24 protein-coding genes are annotated in these 21,413 nt (G+C 67.2%); 15 read left to right on the forward strand and 9 right to left on the reverse strand.

The genetic code is table 11. The features are described 5' to 3' along the window. The first annotated feature begins 232 nt into the window (after positions 1 to 232). The 3 genes from aceA (at position 233) to BKG60_RS20155 (ending at position 3,502) form a co-directional block, all read left to right on the forward strand. Complete coding sequence (aceA, locus tag BKG60_RS20145; protein WP_070185227.1) at positions 233 to 1,519, forward strand: isocitrate lyase; 1,287 nt, start codon at positions 233 to 235, stop codon at positions 1,517 to 1,519. Between the two features lie 94 nt (positions 1,520 to 1,613). Beyond that, entirely contained in the window at positions 1,614 to 2,474 is an 861-nt protein-coding gene (locus tag BKG60_RS20150) for a 3-hydroxybutyryl-CoA dehydrogenase (RefSeq protein ID WP_075909911.1), read from the forward strand. A gap of 152 nt (positions 2,475 to 2,626) precedes the next feature. Beyond that, a complete protein-coding gene (locus tag BKG60_RS20155; protein ID WP_070185226.1) occupies positions 2,627 to 3,502 on the forward strand; it encodes a cyclopropane mycolic acid synthase family methyltransferase in 876 nt (291 codons plus the stop codon). Between the two features lie 42 nt (positions 3,503 to 3,544). On the opposite strand, the gene BKG60_RS20160 is transcribed toward BKG60_RS20155, so the two are convergent. The 3 genes from BKG60_RS20160 to BKG60_RS20170 all read right to left on the reverse strand — a co-directional run bounded on the left by BKG60_RS20160 (position 3,545) and on the right by BKG60_RS20170 (position 6,144). After that, entirely contained in the window at positions 3,545 to 4,441 is an 897-nt protein-coding gene (locus BKG60_RS20160) for an endonuclease domain-containing protein (protein ID WP_075909933.1), read from the reverse strand. 127 nt (positions 4,442 to 4,568) lie between these two features. After that, entirely contained in the window at positions 4,569 to 5,435 is an 867-nt protein-coding gene (locus tag BKG60_RS20165; protein WP_070185223.1) for a polyphosphate kinase 2 family protein, read from the reverse strand. A gap of 4 nt (positions 5,436 to 5,439) precedes the next feature. Further along, a complete protein-coding gene (locus BKG60_RS20170; protein WP_070185222.1) occupies positions 5,440 to 6,144 on the reverse strand; it encodes a TetR/AcrR family transcriptional regulator in 705 nt (234 codons plus the stop codon). Positions 6,145 to 6,250: 106 nt separating this feature from the next. On the opposite strand from BKG60_RS20170, the gene BKG60_RS20175 reads away from it, so the two are divergent. The 6 genes from BKG60_RS20175 (at position 6,251) to deoC (ending at position 10,242) form a co-directional block, all read left to right on the forward strand. Continuing rightward, positions 6,251 to 7,579 carry a DUF445 domain-containing protein gene (locus BKG60_RS20175; RefSeq protein WP_075909912.1) on the forward strand — a complete coding sequence of 443 codons (1,329 nt, stop codon included), beginning with the start codon at positions 6,251 to 6,253 and terminating at the stop codon, positions 7,577 to 7,579. A gap of 89 nt (positions 7,580 to 7,668) precedes the next feature. Further along, a complete protein-coding gene (locus BKG60_RS20180; protein ID WP_070185220.1) occupies positions 7,669 to 8,073 on the forward strand; it encodes a helix-turn-helix domain-containing protein in 405 nt (134 codons plus the stop codon). A gap of 60 nt (positions 8,074 to 8,133) precedes the next feature. Continuing rightward, on the forward strand, positions 8,134 to 8,775 hold the full coding sequence (locus BKG60_RS20185) for a heparin-binding hemagglutinin (RefSeq protein ID WP_070185219.1): 642 nt from the start codon (positions 8,134 to 8,136) through the stop codon (positions 8,773 to 8,775). A 72-nt stretch (positions 8,776 to 8,847) separates the two neighbouring features. Beyond that, the gene (locus BKG60_RS20190) at positions 8,848 to 9,132 is read left to right on the forward strand and encodes a DUF2516 family protein (RefSeq protein WP_075909913.1); all 285 of its coding nucleotides are present in this window, start codon (positions 8,848 to 8,850) and stop codon (positions 9,130 to 9,132) included. A 4-nt stretch (positions 9,133 to 9,136) separates the two neighbouring features. After that, the gene (locus BKG60_RS20195; RefSeq protein WP_075909914.1) at positions 9,137 to 9,565 is read left to right on the forward strand and encodes a DUF2599 domain-containing protein; all 429 of its coding nucleotides are present in this window, start codon (positions 9,137 to 9,139) and stop codon (positions 9,563 to 9,565) included. After that, the gene (deoC, locus tag BKG60_RS20200; RefSeq protein ID WP_075909915.1) at positions 9,565 to 10,242 is read left to right on the forward strand and encodes a deoxyribose-phosphate aldolase; all 678 of its coding nucleotides are present in this window, start codon (positions 9,565 to 9,567) and stop codon (positions 10,240 to 10,242) included. Before BKG60_RS20195 ends, deoC begins: the two co-directional genes overlap by 1 nt. A 16-nt stretch (positions 10,243 to 10,258) precedes the next feature. Here the strand turns inward: deoC and BKG60_RS20205 are convergent, their stop codons facing one another. The 5 genes from BKG60_RS20205 to BKG60_RS20225 are packed head-to-tail and all read right to left on the reverse strand — an operon-like array spanning position 10,259 to position 13,829. Continuing rightward, complete coding sequence (locus BKG60_RS20205) at positions 10,259 to 11,164, reverse strand: LmeA family phospholipid-binding protein (protein ID WP_075909916.1); 906 nt, start codon at positions 11,162 to 11,164, stop codon at positions 10,259 to 10,261. Next, positions 11,161 to 11,976, reverse strand: coding sequence for a carbon-nitrogen hydrolase family protein (locus BKG60_RS20210; protein ID WP_075909917.1), 816 nt, complete (start codon positions 11,974 to 11,976; stop codon positions 11,161 to 11,163). The genes BKG60_RS20205 and BKG60_RS20210 overlap by 4 nt, the downstream gene beginning before the upstream one ends. A 27-nt stretch (positions 11,977 to 12,003) precedes the next feature. Next, positions 12,004 to 12,813 carry a class I SAM-dependent methyltransferase gene (locus BKG60_RS20215; RefSeq protein WP_075909934.1) on the reverse strand — a complete coding sequence of 270 codons (810 nt, stop codon included), beginning with the start codon at positions 12,811 to 12,813 and terminating at the stop codon, positions 12,004 to 12,006. After that, positions 12,788 to 13,300, reverse strand: a complete 513-nt coding sequence (locus BKG60_RS20220) for a DUF2505 domain-containing protein (protein WP_075909918.1) — start codon at positions 13,298 to 13,300, stop codon at positions 12,788 to 12,790. Before BKG60_RS20220 ends, BKG60_RS20215 begins: the two co-directional genes overlap by 26 nt. A 22-nt stretch (positions 13,301 to 13,322) precedes the next feature. Next, positions 13,323 to 13,829 (reverse strand): DUF2505 domain-containing protein, encoded by a 507-nt coding sequence (locus BKG60_RS20225; RefSeq protein WP_075909919.1) that lies wholly within the window; start codon positions 13,827 to 13,829, stop codon positions 13,323 to 13,325. Between the two features lie 26 nt (positions 13,830 to 13,855). Between BKG60_RS20225 and BKG60_RS20230 the strand changes: the two genes are divergently transcribed. Beyond that, on the forward strand, positions 13,856 to 14,947 hold the full coding sequence (locus BKG60_RS20230) for a UDP-N-acetylmuramate dehydrogenase (RefSeq protein ID WP_075909920.1): 1,092 nt from the start codon (positions 13,856 to 13,858) through the stop codon (positions 14,945 to 14,947). Positions 14,948 to 14,953: 6 nt separating this feature from the next. Continuing rightward, positions 14,954 to 16,282: a L,D-transpeptidase gene (locus BKG60_RS20235; protein WP_075909921.1), complete on the forward strand. Its 1,329-nt coding sequence runs from the start codon at positions 14,954 to 14,956 to the stop codon at positions 16,280 to 16,282. Positions 16,283 to 16,412: 130 nt separating this feature from the next. On the opposite strand, the gene BKG60_RS20240 is transcribed toward BKG60_RS20235, so the two are convergent. Beyond that, the gene (locus tag BKG60_RS20240) at positions 16,413 to 17,171 is read right to left on the reverse strand and encodes an SDR family oxidoreductase (RefSeq protein WP_070945889.1); all 759 of its coding nucleotides are present in this window, start codon (positions 17,169 to 17,171) and stop codon (positions 16,413 to 16,415) included. 251 nt (positions 17,172 to 17,422) lie between these two features. On the opposite strand from BKG60_RS20240, the gene BKG60_RS20245 reads away from it, so the two are divergent. The 4 genes from BKG60_RS20245 to BKG60_RS20260 are packed head-to-tail and all read left to right on the forward strand — an operon-like array spanning position 17,423 to position 21,288. After that, on the forward strand, positions 17,423 to 18,685 hold the full coding sequence (locus tag BKG60_RS20245) for an ROK family protein (protein ID WP_083650336.1): 1,263 nt from the start codon (positions 17,423 to 17,425) through the stop codon (positions 18,683 to 18,685). A gap of 10 nt (positions 18,686 to 18,695) precedes the next feature. Beyond that, positions 18,696 to 20,000, forward strand: coding sequence for a D-inositol-3-phosphate glycosyltransferase (gene mshA, locus BKG60_RS20250; RefSeq protein ID WP_075909923.1), 1,305 nt, complete (start codon positions 18,696 to 18,698; stop codon positions 19,998 to 20,000). Then, positions 19,997 to 20,494 (forward strand): type III secretion system chaperone family protein, encoded by a 498-nt coding sequence (locus BKG60_RS20255; RefSeq protein WP_070185205.1) that lies wholly within the window; start codon positions 19,997 to 19,999, stop codon positions 20,492 to 20,494. Before mshA ends, BKG60_RS20255 begins: the two co-directional genes overlap by 4 nt. A gap of 50 nt (positions 20,495 to 20,544) precedes the next feature. Next, complete coding sequence (locus tag BKG60_RS20260; RefSeq protein ID WP_075909924.1) at positions 20,545 to 21,288, forward strand: phosphoglyceromutase; 744 nt, start codon at positions 20,545 to 20,547, stop codon at positions 21,286 to 21,288. Positions 21,289 to 21,413: the final 125 nt, after the last annotated feature.

The raw sequence follows: 21,413 nt of genomic DNA on the forward strand, positions 1-21,413 counted from the left end.
CTACTCGTCGGTAGCTTCTGAACCGGTACAGCCATCATATTTCTTCGCAAACTTTGCAAGTTAGCTAAGCGCTTTGGCGAAACTTGGCAATGGAAACGGGTGGACCTGCGGATATGTGCTGTGCCATCGTCGGATTAGCACAACAGTGAAGCTGCCTCGGCGTTAGCAATTAACAACGCGAACGACGCGGCGGTGGAGCAAGGCGACTGAAACAAACCGAAGGAGCAGTCCTATGTCGACCGTGGGCACCCCCAAATCACCGGAGCAGATCCAGCACGACTGGGATCACAACCCCCGTTGGAAGGGCATCACCCGTACCTACACCCCGGCCGACGTGGTTGCCCTGCAGGGTTCCGTCGTCGAGGAGGCCACCCTGGCCCGCCGCGGTGCCGAGGTGCTGTGGGAGCAGCTGCACGACATGGACTTCGTCAACGCGCTCGGCGCGCTGACCGGCAACATGGCCGTCCAGCAGGTCCGCGCCGGCCTGAAGGCCATCTACCTGTCCGGCTGGCAGGTCGCCGGTGACGCCAACCTCTCCGGCCACACCTACCCGGACCAGAGCCTGTACCCGGCCAACTCGGTGCCGCAGGTCGTCCGCCGCATCAACAACGCGCTGCTGCGTGCCGACGAGATCGCCAAGGTCGAGGGCGACACCTCGGTCGAGAACTGGCTCGCCCCGATCGTCGCCGACGGTGAGGCCGGCTTCGGTGGCGCGCTCAACGTCTACGAGCTGCAGAAGGCCATGATCGCCGCCGGTGTCGCCGGTTCGCACTGGGAAGACCAGCTGGCCTCGGAGAAGAAGTGCGGCCACCTCGGTGGCAAGGTGCTGATCCCCACCCAGCAGCACATCCGCACCCTGACCTCGGCCCGCCTGGCCGCGGACGTCGCCGACGTCCCGACCGTCGTCATCGCGCGTACCGACGCCGAAGCCGCCACCCTGATCACCTCCGACGTCGACGAGCGCGACCGTCCGTTCATCACCGGTGAGCGCACCGCCGAGGGCTTCTACCGGATCAAGAACGGTCTCGAGCCCTGCATCGCCCGCGCCAAGGCCTACGCGCCGTACTCCGACCTGATCTGGATGGAGACCGGCACCCCGGACCTGGAGCTGGCCAAGAAGTTCGCCGAGGGCGTCAAGGCCGAGTTCCCGGACCAGATGCTGGCCTACAACTGCTCGCCGTCCTTCAACTGGAAGCAGCACCTGGACGACGACACCATCGCCAAGTTCCAGCGCGAGCTGGGTGCGATGGGCTTCAAGTTCCAGTTCATCACCCTGGCCGGCTTCCACGCCCTCAACTACTCGATGTTCGACCTGGCCTACGGCTACGCCCGCGAGCAGATGAAGGCTTACGTCGAGCTGCAGGAGCGCGAGTTCGCCGCCGAGGAGCGCGGTTACACCGCCACCAAGCACCAGCGTGAGGTCGGCGCCGGCTACTTCGACCGGATCGCCACCACGGTTGACCCGACCAGCTCGACCACCGCGCTGGCCGGTTCCACCGAAGAGGGTCAGTTCCACTAGAGCTCGATCGCCGAGCAGACGAAGTCTGGCTTGACAGAGCAGGTCCCGCCCAGAGGTTTTGGGCGGGACCTGTCTGCGTATAGAAAGAGAAACCGTGAGCAATCAAATTGAACGTGTAGGTGTGATCGGGGCCGGCCAGATGGGCGCCGGCATCGCCGAGGTGTCCGCGCGGGCCGGCGTGGACGTGCTGGTGTTCGAGACCACCGACGCACTCGTCACCGCGGGCCGCAACCGCATCACCAAGTCCCTCGAGCGCGCCGTCAGCGCCGGCAAGGTCACCGAGCCCGAGAAGGACGCCGCGCTGAGCAAGCTGAAGTTCACCACCACGATCGACGACCTGGCCGATCGTCAGCTGGTCATCGAGGCCGTGATCGAGGACGAGGACGTCAAGGCGAAGATCTTCGCCGACCTGGACCGCGTGATCGCCGATCCCGACGCGGTGCTGGCCTCCAACACCTCCAGCATTCCGATCATGAAACTCGCAGCAGCTACCCAGAATCCTGCCAGGGTGCTGGGCCTGCACTTCTTCAACCCGGTCCCGGTGTTGCCGCTGGTCGAATTGGTCAGCACGCTGGTGACCGCCGACGCCGCCGCGGCTCGCGTCGAGGAGTTCGCCGGCACGGTTCTCGGAAAACAGGTTGTCCGTTGTTCTGACCGGTCCGGTTTCGTGGTCAACGCGTTGCTGGTCCCGTACCTCTTGGCGGCGATCCGGATGGTCGAAGGTGGCTTTGCCACAATTGACGATGTCGACAAGGCAGTGGTGGCCGGACTCTCCCACCCGATGGGGCCGCTGCGGTTGTCCGACCTGGTGGGCCTGGACACCCTCAAGCTCATCGCCGACAAGATGTTTGACGAGTTCAAAGAGCCTTTGTACGCCGCGCCGCCGCTGCTGTTGCGCATGGTCGAGGCGGGACAGCTGGGCAAAAAATCGGGCAAGGGCTTCTACACATACTGAACCGACCCGCGCTGGCACTATGGCCGAGGCTTAGCTAGTCTACCCACAGTAGGGCCTGCTGGCTCGCTCAATAGAGTCTGCGTGAAAAATCACGCGTCGGCCCCAAACCGTCGGTCGTCAGCAGCAGAAAACGCAAAGAGGTAATTTTTCGCATGTCCAACGTCGAGTCCGATCTTGCTCCGTACTACGAGGAGTCGCAGTCGATCTACGACATCTCGAATGAGTTCTACGCACTGTTTCTCGGGCCGACCATGGGTTACACCTGCGGTTACTACGAGCGCGAGGACATGAACCTCGAGGAGTCGCAGAACGCCAAGTTCGACCTGGCGCTGGGCAAGCTCGACCTCAAGCCGGGTATGACCCTGCTGGACATCGGCTGCGGTTGGGGCGGCTGCCTGGAGCGGGCGCTGATCAACCATGACGTCAACGTCATCGGCATCACGCTGAGCAAGGAACAGTCCGACTACGCCCGCAAGCGGCTGGCCAAGATCGACACCAACCGCAACGTCGAGATCCGGCTGCAGGGTTGGGAAGAGTTCAACGAGCCCGTCGACCGCATCGTCTCGATCGGCGCGTTCGAGGCGTTCAAGCAGGAGCGCTACCCGATCTTCTTCGAGCGGGCTTACAGCATCCTGCCGGACAACGGCGGCCGGATGCTGCTGCACACGATCCTGGCGCACACCCAGCAGTTCTTCCGTGAGAACAACATCAAGCTGACGATCAGCGACCTGAAGTTCATGAAGTTCATCGGCGAGGAGATCTTCCCCGGCGGGCAGCTGCCTGCCGTAGAGGACATCGAGAAGCTGGCTGACGGCTCAGGCTTCAAGCTGGAGCGCATCCACCTGTTGCGTCCGCACTACGCGCGCACGCTGGACATGTGGGCGGCCAACCTGGAGGCCAAGAAGGACGAGGCCATCGCCCTGCAGGGCCAGGAAGTCTACGACCGGTTCATGAAGTACCTGACCGGTTGCGCCGACTTCTTCCGTCGCGGCATCACCAACATCGGCCAGTTCACTCTGGTCAAGTAGCTCGTTTCGCTTTCGCCGAGACTACGGTTTCTGGCGCGATCTCTATGATTTCGCGCCAAAACCCGTAGTCTCGGCGCATTTGTAGGGTGCGTAGCCCGCCCCGCGCAACGCCGCCCAGGCGCGGGCGACCACCTCGGGCCCGCGATATTCCAGTTGGCGCGCGCTGACCCGCACGATCGTCCAGCCCTTGGACGCCAGGAACTCCAACCGGACGATGTCGTTTTCTTGGGCCTCGGGTGTGGTCCAGTGCTGGTCCCCGTCGTACTCGATGCCCACCAGCCACTCCGGCCAGCCCATGTCGATCCGGCGACGCACTCGTCCCGACTCATCTGCCACCGGGATCTGGGTGACCGGGCGAGGCAGTCCGCCGCGTACGAGCAGCAAGCGCAGCCTGGTCTCCTGCGGGGATTCCGCCCCGGCGTCGGCCAGATCCAGCGCTTGGCGGAGCCGGCGAATACGCCGCGCGCCCGGATAGCGCTCGGCGATCGTGGAGACGGCGGCGATGGCCCCGCGGGTGCTGTTGAGCAGCGCGTCGATCCTGATGATCGCGGTGTCGAGCGGCTGGAATCGCCCCATGTCATAACAGGTGCGGGCGATGGTGGTGCAGGTCATGTCACCGACCACGGTGACCTCGTCGTCAGCGATGACGCCAGTGTGGATCAGAATGCCCGGCGGGGCCGGGTGTCGGAAGCGGGCCAGTTCGGCCGGCGCCTTGTCGGGAACCCATTTGCTGCCAAGGGCCGCCGCCGCGGAATAGCCCGACAGCGTGGCGCAGCGCCGCGACCACAGCCACGCGGCCCGGGCCCGGGTGTACGCGTCGATAGTGAGATCCCTTGGTATATAGACATTTTGATGAAGCTTTCGATATTGCGTCCGCAGCGCATGCCGAGTGAGCGTCCCGGCGGCGAGCGCCTCGGTCGCCACGACAAGGTCTCCCACGCCAAAATCCCCCACACCGATTTCGACGCAGCGGGCGGTCTTCCAGTTCCACACCTCGCCGAGACGACGCTCTGTGGCGCGAAATCTCCAAAATCGCGCCATAAAGCGTCGGCTCGGCGCGAGAAAATCAGGCGTCAGCCAGGCGCTTCTTCTCGGCCTCGACATCGAAGTCCGGTGGCGGCCAGGACATGTTGAGACCTTTGAGCGCCTCGATGAGCAGCTCGGTGATGGCCAGCCGGCTGTACCACTTCTTGTCAGACGGCACGATGTGCCAGGGGGCGTAGTCGGTCGAGGTCTTGTCCAGCATGGCCTGATAGGCCTCCTGGTATTTGGGCCACAGCAGGCGCTCGTCGATGTCGGCGGGGTTGTATTTCCAGTACTTGTCGGGCCGCTCCAGTCGTTCGGCCAGGCGATCCTTCTGCTCGGCGAGCGAGACGAACATCGCCACCTTCACCAGCGTGGTGCCGGCATCGACCAATTCGCGCTCGAAGGCGTTGATCTCGTCGTAGCGGGCGCCCCAGACGTCCGGCGGCACCAGGTTGTGCACGCGGACGATCAGCACGTCCTCGTAGTGCGAGCGGTCGAACACCCCGATGTGTCCGGCCGGTGGCAGCGCGTTGCGGATGCGCCACAGGTAGTGGTGGGCGCGCTCTTCCTCGGTCGGCTTTCCGAAGCTGGTGTACCGGACGCCCTGCGGGTTTGCCGCGCCCACAACGTGTTTGACGATCCCGCCTTTACCTGCGGTGTCCATGCCCTGCAGGATCAGCAACACCGAGCGGTTGTCGTCACCACTCTTGGTGCGCGCGTAGAGCATTTCTTGCAGCGAGGCGAGCCGCAGATTCCGTTCGGTTTGCAGGGTGGGCGCGTCACTCTTGTTGCCGCGGAATCCCGGCGTGCCGTTGGTGTCGATTCGTGCGACCTTGTCGCCTGGGCGGAAGGCCAGCTGGACGTGTGGTTCGTGGGTCCACAGGGCAGGAAGATCTCTGTCGCTCACCCGCTCAGTCAAGCAGCTGAGGCGGCAGCACCGGCGACGGGTGCGGTAGCGAGTTGAACTTTTCCAGCGACCCACCCACCTCGACGATGCCGCACAGCGCGTTCCACGACAGCATGGTCAGGTAGTCGATCAGCTCGTCGGCGGTCATCCGGGGATTCGACATCCAGGAGTGGGTGGCCAGCTGTACACCGCCGACGGTGTGGAACGCCCATGGCTCGGCGCCGCGGGTGTCCATGCCGACCGTGGCCATCCGGCGGCGCAGCATCACGGCCAGCATGCGGGCGATGATCTGCTCGGAATCGGCGACGGCTTTGCTCTTGCTGGCCGAGTTGTTGGCCATCACGAACGGATAGATCTCAGGTTCGGCGGCGACGGTTTCCACGTACACCTTGATGATCTCGCGGGTCAGCGCGAAACCGTCGAGGTTGGAGGACAAGGCGGCAGCCATGTTCGGGATCAGGGTGGTTTGGGCGAACCGCATCATGACCGCTGTGGTGAGGTCGTTCTTGTCGACGAAGTAGCGGTAGAGCACGGTCTTGGAGACGCCGATCTCGGCGGCGATCTCATCCATGCTGACGTTGCTGCCCCGGCTCCGGATTGCTTCCAGGGTGCCGTCTACCAGCTCATTGCGCCGCTCCACCTTGTGCTGGTGCCAACGTCGCTTGCGTCCATCGGTCTTCACCGTCACCGGTGGAGTCTGCTGTGCCACAGTCGCAGTAGTCCCATTCCCTAGTTCCACTCGATAGTACGGCGAATCTGCGCATACCGGTCCGTGGGTCAGGCCGACTGTCGCGGTGATAGCGCAAGATGGAAACGTGGCACATCGATCCGACGAGGGAGCCCGCGTGCATGCGGGTCCGCGGCCGAGTTTTGCCGAGACACTGGCCGGGGCGGACAGCGTCGCGGACGCTGAACGCATTCGGGGTTTGCGGAGGATGAAGCTCGTCGCGCTGAGTTTCCTCGTCGGCGCGACGGTCGTCTTTCTCCTGTGCACCTGGGCACAGTCGCGCGGCGCGGGAGGCTGGGTCGGCTATGTGCGGGCCGCGGCCGAGGCCGGCATGGTCGGCGCACTGGCCGACTGGTTCGCGGTGACGGCGCTGTTCAAGCATCCGCTCGGGTTGCCGATCCCGCACACGGCCATCATCAAGCGCAAGAAAGACCAGCTGGGGGAGGGGCTGGGCACGTTCGTCCGGGAGAACTTCATGTCTCCCGAGGTGATTGCGAACAAGCTGCACGACGCCCAGGTGGCCGGCCGATTCGGCAAATGGCTGTGTGACCGTTCGCACGCCGAGCGGGTGGCCGCCGAGGCCTCGACGGTGCTGCGGGTCGGCGTGGAGATGCTGCGTGACGACGATGTTCAGCATGTGCTGGACCGGATGATCGTCAAGCGCATCGCCGAACCCAAGTGGGGGCCGCCGATCGGCCGGGTGCTGTCGACGCTGCTGCAGGAGGGCCGTCAGGAGGCGCTGATCCAGCTGTTGTGCGACCGGGCGTTCCAGTGGTCGCTGAACTCCGGTGAGGTCATCGAGCGCGTCATCGAGCGGGATTCGCCGACCTGGTCGCCCCGTTGGGTGGACCACCTGGTCGGGGACCGGATCCATCGGGAACTGATGGACTTCACCGACAAGGTGCGTCGTAACCCCGACCACGAGCTGCGGCGATCGGCCACCCGGTTCCTGTTCGAGTTCGCCGACGACCTGCAGCACGACGAGGCCACGATTCAGCGTGCCGAGAACGTCAAAGACCAGATCATGGGGCGTGACGAGGTGACCCGGGCGGCCGAGACGGCGTGGGCGGCGGCCAAGCGGATCATCCTGGAGTCGGTGGACGACCCGTCCTCGGCGTTGCGGACCCGGATCGCCGACTCGGTGATGCGGATCGGTGAGTCGTTGTGTGATGACGCCGAGCTGCGCGACAAGGTCGACAGCTGGATCGTCCGGGGGGCAAAACACCTGGTCGCCGAGTATGGGACCGAGATCACAGCAATCATCACCGAGACCATCGAGCGCTGGGATGCGGATGAGGCGAGCCGCCGGATCGAACTCCATGTGGGCCGTGACCTGCAGTTCATCCGGATCAACGGCACCGTGGTGGGCTCGCTGGCGGGTCTGATCATCTATTCGATAGCCCAACTACTCTTCTGACCTGCGCTAACTAGTGCTTGCAAAAGTTAGCACCCCGTCGTAGCGTGAATTTCGTCGTTAACGGATACCCGGGCTACGAGGGGAATGACATGGCGCAGGAAGAAAATCTCGCGGCTGTCGTCTCCAACGCTGCGCAGGACATCGGGAGCTTCATCCGGTCCCAGCGTGAGGCGGCACAGGTATCGGTACGGCAGTTGGCCGAGAAGGCCGGCGTCAGCAATCCCTACCTGAGCCAGATCGAACGGGGATTGCGGAAACCCTCAGCCGACGTGCTCAACCAGATCGCGAAGGCACTGCGGGTGTCTGCGGAAGTCCTCTATGTGCGCGCCGGGATCTTGGAACCCAGCGAGCCCAGCGAGGTCCGCGACGCCATCGTCAACGACGTGGGAATCACCGAACGGCAGAAGCAGGTGCTGCTCGACATCTACACGTCGTTCCGTCAGCAGAACGAAGCTGATGCAGCTGCTGCAGGTGAGGAGCCGACAACTGATTGACATCTCACCAACTGCCTGATCACCACTCGCACGAAAGTCCATCCTGAGAAAGGAATTCGCATGACCGAGAAGACTCAGCCCACCATCGAAGACCTCAAGGCCCCGCTGCTGGCCGCCGTCGGCGCAGCCGACCTGGCCCTGGCCACGGTCAACGAGATCGTCGCCAGCCTGCGTGAGCGTGCCGAGGACGCCCGCACCGACGCCGAGGCTCGCGTCGAGGAAGGCCGAGCCCGCCTGACCAGGCTGCAGGAAGACCTGCCGGCCCAGTTCGACGAGCTGCGCGACCGGTTCACCTCCGACGAGCTGCGCAAGGCCGCCGAGGGCTACGCCGATCAGGCCACCGCGACCTACAACAAGCTCGTCGAGCGTGGCGAGGCGGCGCTGGAGCGCCTGCGCAACCAGCCGGCTCTCGAGGAAGCCGCCAGCCGGGTCGAGGGCTACACCGACCAGGTGACCGAGCTGACCCAGGACGCGCTGGGCACGGTGGCCTCGCAGACCCGCGCCGTCGGCGAGCGCGCCGCCAAGCTGGTGGGCGTCGAGCTGCCTAAAAAGACCGAGCAGGCCGTGACCAAGGCCGAGCCGGCCGCCGCCCCCGCCAAGAAGGCTCCGGCCAAGAAGGCCGCGCCGGCCACCGCCGCCAAGAAGGCCGCCCCGGCCAAGAAGACCACGGCCGCTCCGGCCAAGAAGGTCACCCAGAAGTAATTCCGGTGTTGTCCGGCGGGGCCGCAGCCCCGCCGGTCGACGCTGACGATGACGCCCGCATAGGCTGGTGAGGTGCAACTTGCCAACCTTGCGGGCGTCATCATTTCGATACTCGGCTACCTGGTCGTTCTCGTGGCCGCGTATTCCTTCGTGCATGCGGCCCGGCAACGCCCGGACGCCTATACGGCCACCGGCAAGCTCACCAAGCCCGTCTGGCTGGGCATTCTCGGCGTGAGCGCGGTGCTGACGCTGCTGGTGGGGGGTGTGCTCATCCCCGTCATCGCGGCCTGCGCCGCCGGTGTCTACCTGGTCGATGTGCGGCCCAAACTGCTCGAAATTCAGGGAAAGTCGCACTGATCCGATGCGTTCACGACCGGCCGCGTTCGGCGCGGCGTGCCTTGCGCTGGGCGCGGCCCTGATCCCGGCCCCCGCCGCCGCCGCGGACCCCGCCCAGGCCTCCGGCGACCACCTGTACGTCGACCATGTCGCGTGGGCCAAGTGGGGCGACCTGTCGAGCCTGCGCGTCTACCCCACCGACACTGCCCGCGCCCTCACCCACCAACCCGGCAGCACCGCCCAGGCGGATCAGGCCTGGGTCGAGGTCTTGGCCCTGTCCCCGGACGCCGACCTGCCCGGGATGCGTGAGCAGTTCCTGTGTCACTGGACATTCGCCGAACTCGCCGAGCCCGGCAAGACCAGCTGGAACCTGGAGCCGTGGCGGCCCGAGGTCGCCCCCGAGGCGATGCTGGCCAGCGGGTGCAATCCCGGCGGCAGCGAGGAGCCGTTCTGATGGGCGGCTATACGCGTGCCTACGTGGCGGCACTGGTCGACCACACCCTGCTCAAGCCCGAGGCCACCGTCACCGACGTAGAACGACTGGTGTCCGAGGCCGTCGACCTCGGTGTGTTCTCGGTATGCGTGTCACCGCCGCTGGTGTCCACCGCCGCGGCGACCGCCCCGCAGGGCCTCGCGGTGGCTGCGGTGTCGGGTTTCCCGTCAGGCAAACACCTGGCCGAGATCAAGGCCCGCGAGTCGCAGCTGGCCGTGGCCGACGGCGCCGCCGAGATCGACATGGTGATCGACGTCGGGCTCGCGTTGAGCGGCGATCTGGATGCCACGGCAGCCGAGGTGGCCGCCGTGCGCGCCGCTGCTCCCAGCGCCACCCTCAAAGTCATCGTCGAGTCCGCGGCGCTGTTGGAGCTCGCCGGTGAGGCGCTGTTGCAGGACGTGTGCCGGGCCGCCGTCGACGCCGGAGCGGATTTCGTCAAAACGTCCACCGGCTTTCACCCCAGCGGTGGTGCCAGCGCCCGCGCCGTGGAACTGATGGCGCGGGCGGTCGGCGACGGTGTCGGGGTGAAGGCCAGCGGTGGTATCCGCACCGCCGAGGCGGCCACGGCCATGCTCGACGCCGGGGCCACCCGGCTGGGTCTGTCGGGCACCCGGGCAGTGCTCGACGGCCTCGCCTAGCGCTCAGAGCGAAAAACTAGATCTTGCCGAAACAGGGGTCGTCGGCGGGCTTGGGCATCGACGCATTCGTGGTCGAGAACTTCGCCACGACGCCGTTTTCGGTCACCTGCACGCTGTCGGCGTGGATCCCCATCGGATAGTCCTCGGTGATCTGGGCGGTGAACTTGTCCAGGATCGGCTGCAGGGTCTCCCGCGGCCAGGACAGCCCGATCGCGCTCAGGTCGATGATCTGCAGCGCGATGCCCTTGTTGACCACCGCGGGCTTGGCCGTGATGGTGCCGAGCAGGCCCTTGAGCTCGATCGTCCCGTTGGACGGGTTGGTCTTCACATCCGAGATGGCCGAGCCGATGAACGGCAGCTGCACCATGTCGGCCACGGTCTGGCGGATGCCGTCGGTGCTCCAGTCGATGTCGGCGACGAGCGAGCCCACGGTGCCGCTGGAATCGGCAGTCTCCTTGATCCGGACGTCTTTGATGCCGAGCTTGACCTTCATGCCCTTGGCCTCGCGGATCTGGTTGCCCGCGGTTTCGACGTTGATGTTGGTGTAGTGCCCGCTCATGTGCTGCAGCAAAAACGGGGGCAGCGGATCGAACGAGGCCTTGGCGCCGTCGCCGACGACGCACTCCACCGTGGACGCGACGATCTGGTCTGCGCGGTTGCGGGCATACAGCTCACCGCCCAGCACGCCGGCGGCCACCAGGGCCACCACGATCACCACGACGAGCACCACCGACAGCGGGTCCGACAGCAGCTTCTTGACCTTCGCCAGGGGCGAGGAGTCCTGCGGCGGCGGCGCGGGTTGCTCCACCGTACCGACGTGCCCCGGCTGAACCGGCTGGTCAGGGGCCGGAGGCGGCGGAGGCAGCTCCGCTGAAGGTGCTGGCGGGGACTGGTCGGTTGGGCGAGCCCAGGGATCGGTCACCCCAGCGATTGTGCCTTACCCGACTGAGCGAACTGTGAGCGGTTCTGCAGCACCGCGATGGTGTCGCGGACCTGGTCGGCGGCATCGAGGTCGATGTCGAAGACCAGCAACTGCTCGTCGGCACCGGCCGAAACGAGAACCTCGCCGGTGGGGGAGGCCACCAGGCTGCCGCCGACGCCCGTCGGGCCGGCCTTGGCGATCTCCTCACCCGGGTAGGCCTGATCCACCGCGGCGACGAAGCCTGTGGTGTCCAGAGCACGCGCCCGGGCCAGCAGGGTCCACTGGTCGAGTTTGCCGGGCCCCGATCCCCACGAGGCATGCACGGTGACCAGCCGGGCCCCGCGCCGGGCCAGCTCCACGTAGAGCTCCGGGAACCGGACGTCGTAGCAGGTGGTCAGGCCCACCGTGGCTCCCTCGACGGTGATCGTCACCGGCTCGAAACCTGGTGCCACAGTGCGTGATTCGGTGAACCCGAACGCGTCGTAGAGATGGATCTTGTGGTAGTGCGCGTCGACCCCGGGTCCCGTCGCGATCAGAGTGTTGGTGACCCGTCCGTCCGCGCTGGGCACGAACATCCCGGCCACCACCACGATCCCGGCGCGGGCGGCGATCTCCCGCACCGCCGTCGCCCACGGCCCGTCCAGATCCTCGGCGACCGGCCCCAGGGGAACGCCGAACCGGCACATCGTGGCCTCGGGAAACAGCACCAACCGAGCGCCGGCGTCGGCGGCGCGGCGGGTGAACTCGTCGACCAACTTCAGATTCGACGACGGGTCCGTGCCGGTGGCGATCTGCGCCAGGGCAATTCGCATGAAGACAGCGTAGCGGCCCCGCGCGGCCTAATTTGTGGCTGGCGCCACGGCAGCCCACGGCACCGTCAACACCCCGTCGCGTAGCCGGCGGCGCGGTGCGGCGACCGGACAACCTTCGGCGCGCAGCAGTTCCACCATGGCCCGCCAGCGCACCCGGGGCCCGAACACGCCGTGCCCGGCCGCGCTGGCCCAGGCCCGGTCAGCGGCGCTGAGCAGGGCGTGGATCGGCTGGCCTTCGACGTTGCGATGGATCAGCACCTTGGGCAGCCGCTCGGCCAGGTCCGAGGGGCGTTCGATGCTGAACGGGTCACAGGCCAGGGTGAGGCTCACCGGCCCGCTTTCGTCCAGCAACACCCAGCAGCAGCGCCGGCCCAGCTCGTCGCAGGTGCCGTCGACGATCAACCCGCCGGGCGCGAGCCGGCGCGTCATCGTGGCCCAGGCGTCCGGCACCGCCTCCACCGGGTACTGACGCAACACGTTGAACGCCCGCACCAGCACCGGCCGTAGCCCGGCCAACTCGAACCCACCGAGCTCGAACCGCACCTCGGTGCCGTCGGCCACCGCGCGTGCGGTGGCCACCCGCTCGGGGTGGATTTCGAGGCCCACCACCCGGATGTCGGCGCGGATCACGCGCAGCCGCGCCGCCAATTCCAAGGTGGTCACCGGCAGCGCGCCGTAGCCGAGATCGACCACCAGCGGATCGGCCGCGGCCCGCAGGGCGGTGCGCACCCGCGGCGAGTGCACCAGCCAGCGGTCGCTGCGGCGCAGCCGGTTGTACCCGGTGGTGCCACGGGTGACCGCGCCGACGGGTCTAGACGTGCTCGGAGATCCACTCAGCGGTGAACGCCCCCTCGATGGTGAACACGTCGCTGACGGACTGCAGAACCATGTCTTCAAGCTTGCCGCCGATCAGGGGCATCGGCACCTTGCACTTGCTGTCGACTTTCAGCCGGCTGCCCTCGGCGCCCCCGGCCAGCACGTAGCGCCCGTCGAGCCGCCCCGGGACATGGGACACCGACGCCGTGTAATGGCCTTTCGCGCCACGCGGGTCGAAGGGGCCGAAATATTGCCTGCGGGTGATGGCCATGTCGAGCGGGATCACCGGCCGCAAGATCGGGGGCAGCTCCGCGCGTGGCAGGACCTGCCGGAACTCGACCTCGATTCCGCGCTCGTCGGAACGGAATTCCGTGATGTCGGATTTCCCAGGGGTCAGGTCGTCGTATCGGTCCATCAGGGCCTGCCAGTACTCGCTGTTCGCGTACGCGGCGTAGATCGTTTCGGAGGGTACGTCGAACGCCATCGTCGACTGCCGGCTTCGGCTCATGGCTACCGACGGTACCGCCGGCTCATTGCCGATCGGTGATCCACACCGAAGTGAATCGCTGCTCGGCCTTGAGCAGATCGACCAGCTGTGTGCCGATGAAGCCCTCGATCTTGCCGCCGACCAGTGGCACCCGCACCTCGACCGTGACGTGCACCGACAAGCGGCACCCGCCCTCGGTGGCGGCCAGTGTCGCCGACCCCGACAGCGCCACCGGCGCCCCGGAGATGGAGCCCTCGACCGTGCCATGGGCAGTGCCGTTCCGGATCGGCTGCCAGTGCTCCTGGCGCCGGATTCTCAGATCGCCGCGGTGAAACTGCGACACCAGCCCGGGCAGCCGGTCTGCGCGCAGGATCTGGGTGGTGACCGCGTCGATACCGCCGTCGGCGGTCACGTTCAGGGCGTCCAGCGTGGTTTCGTCGGCCCCGGAATCGGCAAGCCGGGCCCGCCAATACCGTTCGTCGGCGAATGCGCGATGGATCTGTTCGACGCTGCCCTCGTAGTCGCTGGCCATGTCGAATGATCGCGGCATAGCTGGTCAGGCTACCGTTACGGGCCGTGGTCAGTTCGTATGTTGCCGGTGTCGCAGTTGCCGAGGCGGTTGCGCTGGCGCCGCTGACCACGCTGCGGGTCGGTCCGGTGGCGCCGCGGGTGCTCACCTGCACCAGCACCGACCAGCTCATCGACGTGCTGGGTGCCGTGGCCGAGCCGATCCTGGTGCTCGCCGGTGGGTCGAATGTGGTGCTGGCCGACGACCTGGCCGACACGATGCCCGACCTCACCGTGGTGCGCGTGGCCAACACCGCCGTCACGGTCGAGGGAAAGCTGCTGCGTGCCGAGGCCGGTGCGGTGTTCGACGACGTCGTGGTCGCCTCCCTGCAGCACGGGCTGGGCGGGCTCGAATGTCTTTCGGGGATACCGGGATCGGCCGGGGCCACCCCGGTGCAGAACGTGGGGGCCTACGGGGCCGAGGTCGCCGACACCATCAGCCGGGTGCGGCTGCTCGACCGCCGCACCGGTGAAGTCCGCTGGGCCGCACCGGAAGAACTCAGGTTCGGCTACCGCACCAGCATCCTCAAACACTCCGATGCCGTGATCGTGCTCGAAGTGGAGTTCACGCTGGACGACACCGGCCGCAGCGCACCATTGCGCTACCGCGAACTGGCCAACGCGCTGGGGGTCGAACCGGGGGAGCGTGCCGACCCGCTGCGGGTTCGCCAGGCCGTGCTGCAGCTGCGTGCGGGCAAAGGCATGGTGCTCGACGAGCACGACCACGACACCTGGAGCGTCGGATCGTTCTTCACCAACCCGGTGGTGTCGCAGGCCGAGTTCGAGCGGGTGCAGGCCACGTTCCGGGCGGCCGCGGGGCGCCAGGCCGCGCCGGTGCCGCACTACCCCGCCCCTGACGGGGTGAAGCTGGCCGCCGGCTGGCTCGTCGAGCACGCCGGATTCGGCAAGGGGTACCCCGGAGACGGCGCCCCCGCGCGGCTTTCCACCAAGCATGCGCTGGCATTGACCAATCGTGGCGAGGCGAACAGTGCCGACGTGATTGCCCTGGCCAGGGCGGTGCAGGCGGGTGTTTTGGACCGCTTCGGCATCGCTTTGCAGCCCGAGCCGATTCTGATTGGGTGCGATCTATCAGTACCCTAGATCCACGTGAGCCCTGCCGGTGATATAGAGGCCGATGCGCCGTTGTTCAGTCGGCGTCGTGCCCTGACGGTGTTGACCGTCGGAGTGGGAGCCGGCTTGTTGGCTGCCTGCTCGGGTGAATCACCCATCTCCGCGCCTGCGGCCGAGGAACCCGCAGCTCCGACGGTCAGTTACGAGCCCGCCGCCGACGCCGAGGATGTGCTGCCGACGGCGCCCGTCGGGGTCAAGGTCGAGAACGGCTCGTTCCAGCGCGTCAGCCTGACCAACGCCAGCGGCAAGGTGGTCGCGGGCAAATTCAACAGCGACCGCACCGCGTTCACTGTCACCGAACCCCTCGGCTACGAATCCACCTACACGTGGGCGGGCTCGGTGGTGGGCAAGGACGGCAAGGCCGAACCGGTGCAGGGCAAGTTCACCACCGTCGCCCCACAGAAGCAGGTCAACGGTCAGTTCCAGCTCGCCGACGGCCAGGTGGTCGGCGTCGCCGCGCCGATCATCCTGCAGTTCGACGCCGCGATCGACGACCAGTACCGCGCGACCATCGAGAAGGCCCTGCAGGTCACCACCACGCCTCCGGTCGAGGGCAGCTGGGCCTGGTTGCCCGATGAAGCCGGCGGATCGCGCGTGCACTGGCGCTCCCGGGAGTACTTCCCGGCCGGGACGAAGATCAGCGTCAAGGCGCCGCTGTACGGCGTCAGCTTCGGCGATGGCGCCTACGGAGCGGCCGACTCCACGCTCGACATCGAGATCGGCCGGCGCCAGGTGGTCAAGGCCGAGGCATCCAGCCACCGGATCCAGGTGCTCGACGGATCCGGTGCGGTGATCATGGACTTCCCGTGCAGCTACGGCGAGGGCGATCTGGACCGCAACGTCACGCGCAGCGGCGTCCACGTGGTCACCGAGAAGTACGAGGACTTCTGGATGACCAACCCCGCCGCCGGCTACAGCAATGTGCACGAACGGTTCGCGGTGCGGATCTCCAACAACGGCGAGTTCATCCACTGCAACCCCAACAGCATTGGCTCACAAGGCAATACGAACGTGACCAATGGCTGCATCAACCTGAACCTGGAGAATTCGCAGCAGTACTTCAACAGCGCGATGTACGGCGACCCGGTCGAGGTGACCGGTACCCGGATCCAGCTGTCCTACGCCGATGGCGACATCTGGGACTGGGCGGTGGACTGGAACGAGTGGAAGTCCATGTCGGCGCTGTCCTCGGAGGATTCCCCGTCGAACCTGCCGGCCAGCGCACCGGCGACGCCGACGGATGCGCCCACCCTTTCGGGCACGCCGACGACCACCACACCGCCACGTCCCGAGCCGGGTGGCTGATTCCTGCGCCGAAAGCGACGTCGTGCGGCCCATCGGTCGCCGTTTTCGACACAAGGGTCGTGACGATTGAAGAAGCGCAGCCGTGACGTCGAAATCGGCGAGCTGCGGATGACGGGGATACCTCGGCGCATCACACCTGACGGTTGAAGCGTGAACCGGTGGCCCCGCTGACCTGGTCACGAGGCCTGATCACGATCAGGTCGAGGTCGACGTGAGACGGGCGGGAGGCGACGAAACCGATCACCTCGGCGATGTCCTCGGCCACCAGCGGCGTGACCCCCTCGTAGACTTTCTCGGCTCGCTGCTCGTCTCCGTCGAAGCGGTTCAGCGAGAAGTCGGTCTGCACCATCCCGGGCGCAACCTCGGTGAGCCGCACGGGTTTTCCGAGCAACTCGCTGCGCAGGGTGCGGTGCAGGACGCCCTGGGCGTGTTTGGCCGAGGTGTAGCCCGCCCCGTTGTCGTAGATCTCGACGGCGGCGATCGAGGTGACGGTGATGATCAGCCCGTCGCCGGAGTCGATGAGCTTGGGCAGCAGCGCGCGGGTGACGCGCAGGGTGCCCAGCACGTTGGACTCCCACATCCAGCGCCAGTGGTCGATGTCGGCGTCGGCGACCGGCTCCAGTCCGCGGGCCCCGCCGGCGTTGTTCACCAGCACGTCCACGCGGTCCAACTGGGCCGCCATGGCGTCGACGGCAGCCTGATCGGTGACATCGGCCACGATCGCCGTGCCGCCGATCTCATCGGCCAGGGCCTGGATCCGGTCCGCCCGGCGGGCCACGCAGATAACCTGAAAGCCCAAGGCGGCAAGGGATTTCGCGGTAGCAGCGCCGATTCCGGCGCTGGCGCCGGTCACCACTGCCACCTTTGTGTCTGCCTGAGATGTCGTCACCTGTCCAACACTAGATGGCGTGCTAGGTTCTTGATGTGTCCGGAAACCTCCAGTCCCGCCTCGCGCGGCGTGCGTGTTGTTGTTGCGCACCCCGCCGCGTCTGAGGCGACCCCGGACACCGTTCTCCCGTCCTGCTGAGTCGTCAGGTGCGGCCTCTGCCCACCAGCCGACAATCAGTAAGGACCATTCCCGTGACCACCGTCATCGCCGATGCTCGCCGCGCCTCCACCCGTGCCGCCTCATCCGGCAACCTGTCCCGCACGCCGCCCGCAGCCTCGCGCTATCCGCAGTCGCGGCTCCTGCACATCGTCGCGCCCTCGCTCAAGGTGCCCGACGCCGCCGCGGCATCGGTGTTCGGTGCGGTCCGCAGCCGCGGCCCCGTCGCCCGTGACGTCATCGCCCAGCTCACGCAGCTGAGCATCGCGACCGTCAACCGTCAGGTCACCGCGCTACTCGACGCCGGCGTCCTGCGGGAGCGGGCCGATCTGGCGGTGTCGGGGGCCATCGGACGGCCCCGCGTGCCCGTCGAGGTCAACCATGAGCCCTATCTCACGCTCGGAATCCACATCGGTGCGCGCGCCACCAGCATCGTGGCTGCCGACCTGTTCGGTCGCACCCTCGACGTGGTCGAGACGCCGACCCCGTCGGGACCGCAGGGCGCGGCGCTGGCCGCGCTGGCCTCCAGTGCCCGCCGCTACCTGAGCCGCTGGCACCGCCGCCGCCCGTTGTGGGTCGGGGTCGCCGCCGGTGGCGTCGTCGACAGCGCCACCGGGTATCTCGATCACCCGCGGCTCGGCTGGGCCGACGCCCCGGTGGGCCCGGTGCTCGCCGAAGCCCTCGGACTGCCGGTGTCGGTGGCCTCGCACGTCGACGCGATGGCCGGCGCCGAACTGCTACTGGGCGGACAGCGTCGGGCACCGGAGGCCGCCGGTGCCCCGGCCCGGACCAGCCTCTATGTGTATGCCCGTGAGACCGTCGGCTACGCACTGTCCATCGACGGCCGTGTGCACTCCCCGGCCAGCGGGCCCGGCACCATCGCCGGCCTGCCCGCTCGGTCCGAACTGCTCGGTGGCTCAGGGCAATTGGAATCCACCGTGAGTGACGAAGCGGTGCTCAACGCGGCCCGCAAGCTGCGGATCATCCCGGCCGAGGGGCCGTCGTCAACACTGGCGGCGGTGCTGCGTGCGGCCCGGCAGGGCAACGGCCAGGCGGTCGAGCTGCTGGCGGACCGGGCCCGGGTGCTCGGTGAGGCCGTCGCGCTGCTTCGTGACCTGCTCAACCCCGATGATCTGGTGCTCGGCGGGCAGGCGTTCACCGAATACCCCGAGGGCCTGCCGGTCGTGGAGGACGCCGTCACCCGACGGTCGGTGCTGGGACACCGCGATATCCGGCTGACGGCCTTCGGCAACCGGGTCCAGGAGGCCAGCGCCGGCATCGTTTCGCTGGGCGGCCTGTACGCCGATCCGATCGGTGCCATGCGGCGCGCTCAAGCCCGTCGATCCGCCGCGGTGTAGACATGTCTGTGTGCGTCTAGCCACGGACCTCGAGATCCCGCACCGCGTTGCGGTGTTATCCGTACACACTTCGCCGCTGGCGCAGCCGGGTACCGGCGATGCGGGCGGGATGAATGTCTATGTACTGCAGACGGCGCTGCAGCTGGCCCGTCGCGGTGTCGAGGTGGAGGTTTTCACCAGGGCCACCTCGTCGTCGGACGCCCCGGTGGTGCCGGTGGCGCCCGGGGTGCTGGTGCGCAACGTGGTGGCCGGGCCGTTCGAGGGCCTGGACAAATACGACCTGCCCACCCAGCTGTGCGCCTTCACCGCGGGGGTGTTGCGCGCGGAGGCGACCCACGAGCCCGGCTACTACGACGTCGTGCACTCGCACTACTGGCTGTCGGGTCAGGTCGGCTGGCTGGCCTCCGACCGCTGGGCGGTGCCGCTGGTGCACACCGCGCACACCCTGGCCGCGGTGAAGAACGCCTCCCTGGCCGCGGGTGACTCGCCCGAGCCACCGCTGCGCGCGGTGGGGGAGCAGCAGGTGGTCGACGAGGCCGACCGTCTCATCGTCAACACCGAACATGAAGCGCAACAACTGGTTTCACTGCACCATGCCGATCCGACGCGGATCGACGTGGTGCATCCGGGGGTCGATCTGGACGCCTTCACCCCGGGGGATCGCGATGCGGCGCGGGCCGTCCTTGGCCTCGCGCCCGACGAGCAGGTGGTCGCGTTCGTGGGCCGGATCCAGCCGCTCAAGGCGCCCGACGTGTTGTTGCGTGCCGCGGCCAAACTGCCCGGGGTCCGGGTGCTGGTCGCCGGCGGGCCGTCCGGCAGTGGCCTGGCCGAACCCGACACCCTGATTCGGCTGGCCGACGAACTGGGTATCACCGATCGCGTGACGTTCCTGCCTCCACAATCTCGCGAACAACTGGTCAACGTGTACCGCGCCGCCGATCTGGTCGCGGTGCCCAGCTACTCCGAATCCTTCGGTCTGGTCGCCATCGAAGCCCAGGCTTGCGGCACGCCGGTGGTGGCGGCAGCCGTCGGCGGGCTGCCGGTCGCGGTTGCCGACGGGGTCAGCGGTGCCCTGGTGAACGGCCATGACGTCGACGACTGGGCGGCCGCGATCGACGACGTGCTGCAGCGTGATCCCGGCCCGCTGAGCGTGGCCGCCGCCGCTCACGCCGCGCAGTTCTCCTGGGGCCACACCGTCGACGCCCTGCTCACCAGCTACGGCCACGCGATGAGCGACTACCGGTCCCGCCACCGCAGGCCGTCGGGCCGCAGGCCCGGGCGGCGGTTCGCCCTGCGTCGGGGGGTGCGGACATGAGCGACGTGGCAAAGACCATCACCGACACCCTCGACGAGCACGAGCTGGTCTACCAGCACCACAAGGGCGCCCACGGCGGACTGCCCGGCATCGTGGTCGAGCTGCCGGGGGAGCGCAAGCTCAAGACCAACACCATCCTGAGCATCGGCGAGCACTCGGTGCGGGTCGAGGCCTTCGTGTGCCGCAAGCCCGACGAGAACTTCGAAGGCGTCTACCGGTTCCTGCTCAAGCGCAACCGCAGGCTCTACGGGGTTGCCTACACCCTCGACAACGTCGGCGACATCTACCTCGTCGGCCGGATGGCCCTGCACTCGGTCACCGCCGAGGAGATCGACCGGGTGCTGGGCCAGGTGCTCGAAGCCGTCGACTCCGACTTCAACACCCTGCTGGAGTTGGGGTTCCGATCCTCCATCCAGAAGGAGTGGGAGTGGCGGGTCTCGCGCGGTGAGTCGCTGAAGAACCTCGAAGCTTTTGAGCACCTCATCGACGACTGAGCGTCCGTGAGAAGATCACACGACCCGCACGCGAGGAGGAAAACTCACCCATGCCGACGCTGATCCTGCTCCGCCACGGTGAGAGCGACTGGAACCAGAAGAACCTGTTCACCGGATGGGTTGACGTCGACCTCACCGAGAAGGGCCGCACCGAGGCGGTGCGTGGCGGCAAGCTGCTGGTCGAGCAGGACGTGCTGCCCGACGTGGTGTACACCTCGCTGCTGCGCCGCGCGATCACCACCGCCAACCTCGCCCTGGACGCCGCCGACCGGCACTGGATCCCCGTGCATCGCGACTGGCGGCTCAACGAGCGGCACTACGGCGCGCTGCAGGGCCTGGACAAGGCCGCCACCAAGGAGAAGTACGGCGAAGAGCAGTTCATGGCATGGCGGCGTAGCTATGACACCCCGCCGCCGCCCATCGAGAAAGGCAGTGAGTTCAGCCAGGACGCCGACCCGCGCTACGCCGACATCGGCGGCGGCCCGCTGACCGAATGCCTCAAGGACGTGGTGACGCGCTTCGTGCCGTACTACGAGAACACGATCGTGCCCGACCTGCGGGCCGGCAAGACCGTGCTGATCGCCGCCCACGGCAACTCGCTGCGCGCGCTGGTCAAATACCTCGACGGAATGTCGGACGAACAGGTCGTCGGCCTGAACATCCCGACCGGTATCCCGCTGCGCTACGAACTCGACGACAACCTCAAGCCCCTGGTCGCCGGCGGTGAGTACCTCGACCCGGAGGCAGCCGCTGCCGGGGCTGCCGCGGTCGCCGCGCAGGGCGCCAAGAAATAGTTCGCTGGGCACTCGGGCCTGCCGGCAAACGGCAGGTTACCGGGGGTTAACGACAGCCGAACTCCTGTATTTGTCGGTGTGACTTGTCCCGTTTTGGCCGCACGCTGCTGGGATGACGTTCACCG

This window comes from Mycobacterium syngnathidarum (assembly GCF_001942625.1).
Taxonomy (GTDB): Bacteria; Actinomycetota; Actinomycetes; order Mycobacteriales; family Mycobacteriaceae; genus Mycobacterium; species Mycobacterium syngnathidarum.

What these genes read in the sequence shown, in the direction of transcription:
- BKG60_RS20180 (WP_070185220.1), top strand. Translation starts at nt 7,669, where the DNA reads ATGGCGCAGGAAGAAAATCTCGCGGCTGTCGTCTCCAACGCTGCGCAG.
- deoC (WP_075909915.1), top strand. Translation starts at nt 9,565, where the DNA reads ATGGGCGGCTATACGCGTGCCTACGTGGCGGCACTGGTCGACCACACC.
- BKG60_RS20185 (WP_070185219.1), top strand. Translation starts at nt 8,134, where the DNA reads ATGACCGAGAAGACTCAGCCCACCATCGAAGACCTCAAGGCCCCGCTG.
- BKG60_RS20195 (WP_075909914.1), top strand. Translation starts at nt 9,137, where the DNA reads ATGCGTTCACGACCGGCCGCGTTCGGCGCGGCGTGCCTTGCGCTGGGC.
- BKG60_RS20210 (WP_075909917.1), bottom strand. Translation starts at nt 11,976, where the DNA reads ATGCGAATTGCCCTGGCGCAGATCGCCACCGGCACGGACCCGTCGTCG.
- BKG60_RS20260 (WP_075909924.1), top strand. Translation starts at nt 20,545, where the DNA reads ATGCCGACGCTGATCCTGCTCCGCCACGGTGAGAGCGACTGGAACCAG.
- BKG60_RS20155 (WP_070185226.1), top strand. Translation starts at nt 2,627, where the DNA reads ATGTCCAACGTCGAGTCCGATCTTGCTCCGTACTACGAGGAGTCGCAG.
- BKG60_RS20225 (WP_075909919.1), bottom strand. Translation starts at nt 13,829, where the DNA reads ATGCCGCGATCATTCGACATGGCCAGCGACTACGAGGGCAGCGTCGAA.
- aceA (WP_070185227.1), top strand. Translation starts at nt 233, where the DNA reads ATGTCGACCGTGGGCACCCCCAAATCACCGGAGCAGATCCAGCACGAC.
- BKG60_RS20255 (WP_070185205.1), top strand. Translation starts at nt 19,997, where the DNA reads ATGAGCGACGTGGCAAAGACCATCACCGACACCCTCGACGAGCACGAG.
- BKG60_RS20220 (WP_075909918.1), bottom strand. Translation starts at nt 13,300, where the DNA reads ATGAGCCGAAGCCGGCAGTCGACGATGGCGTTCGACGTACCCTCCGAA.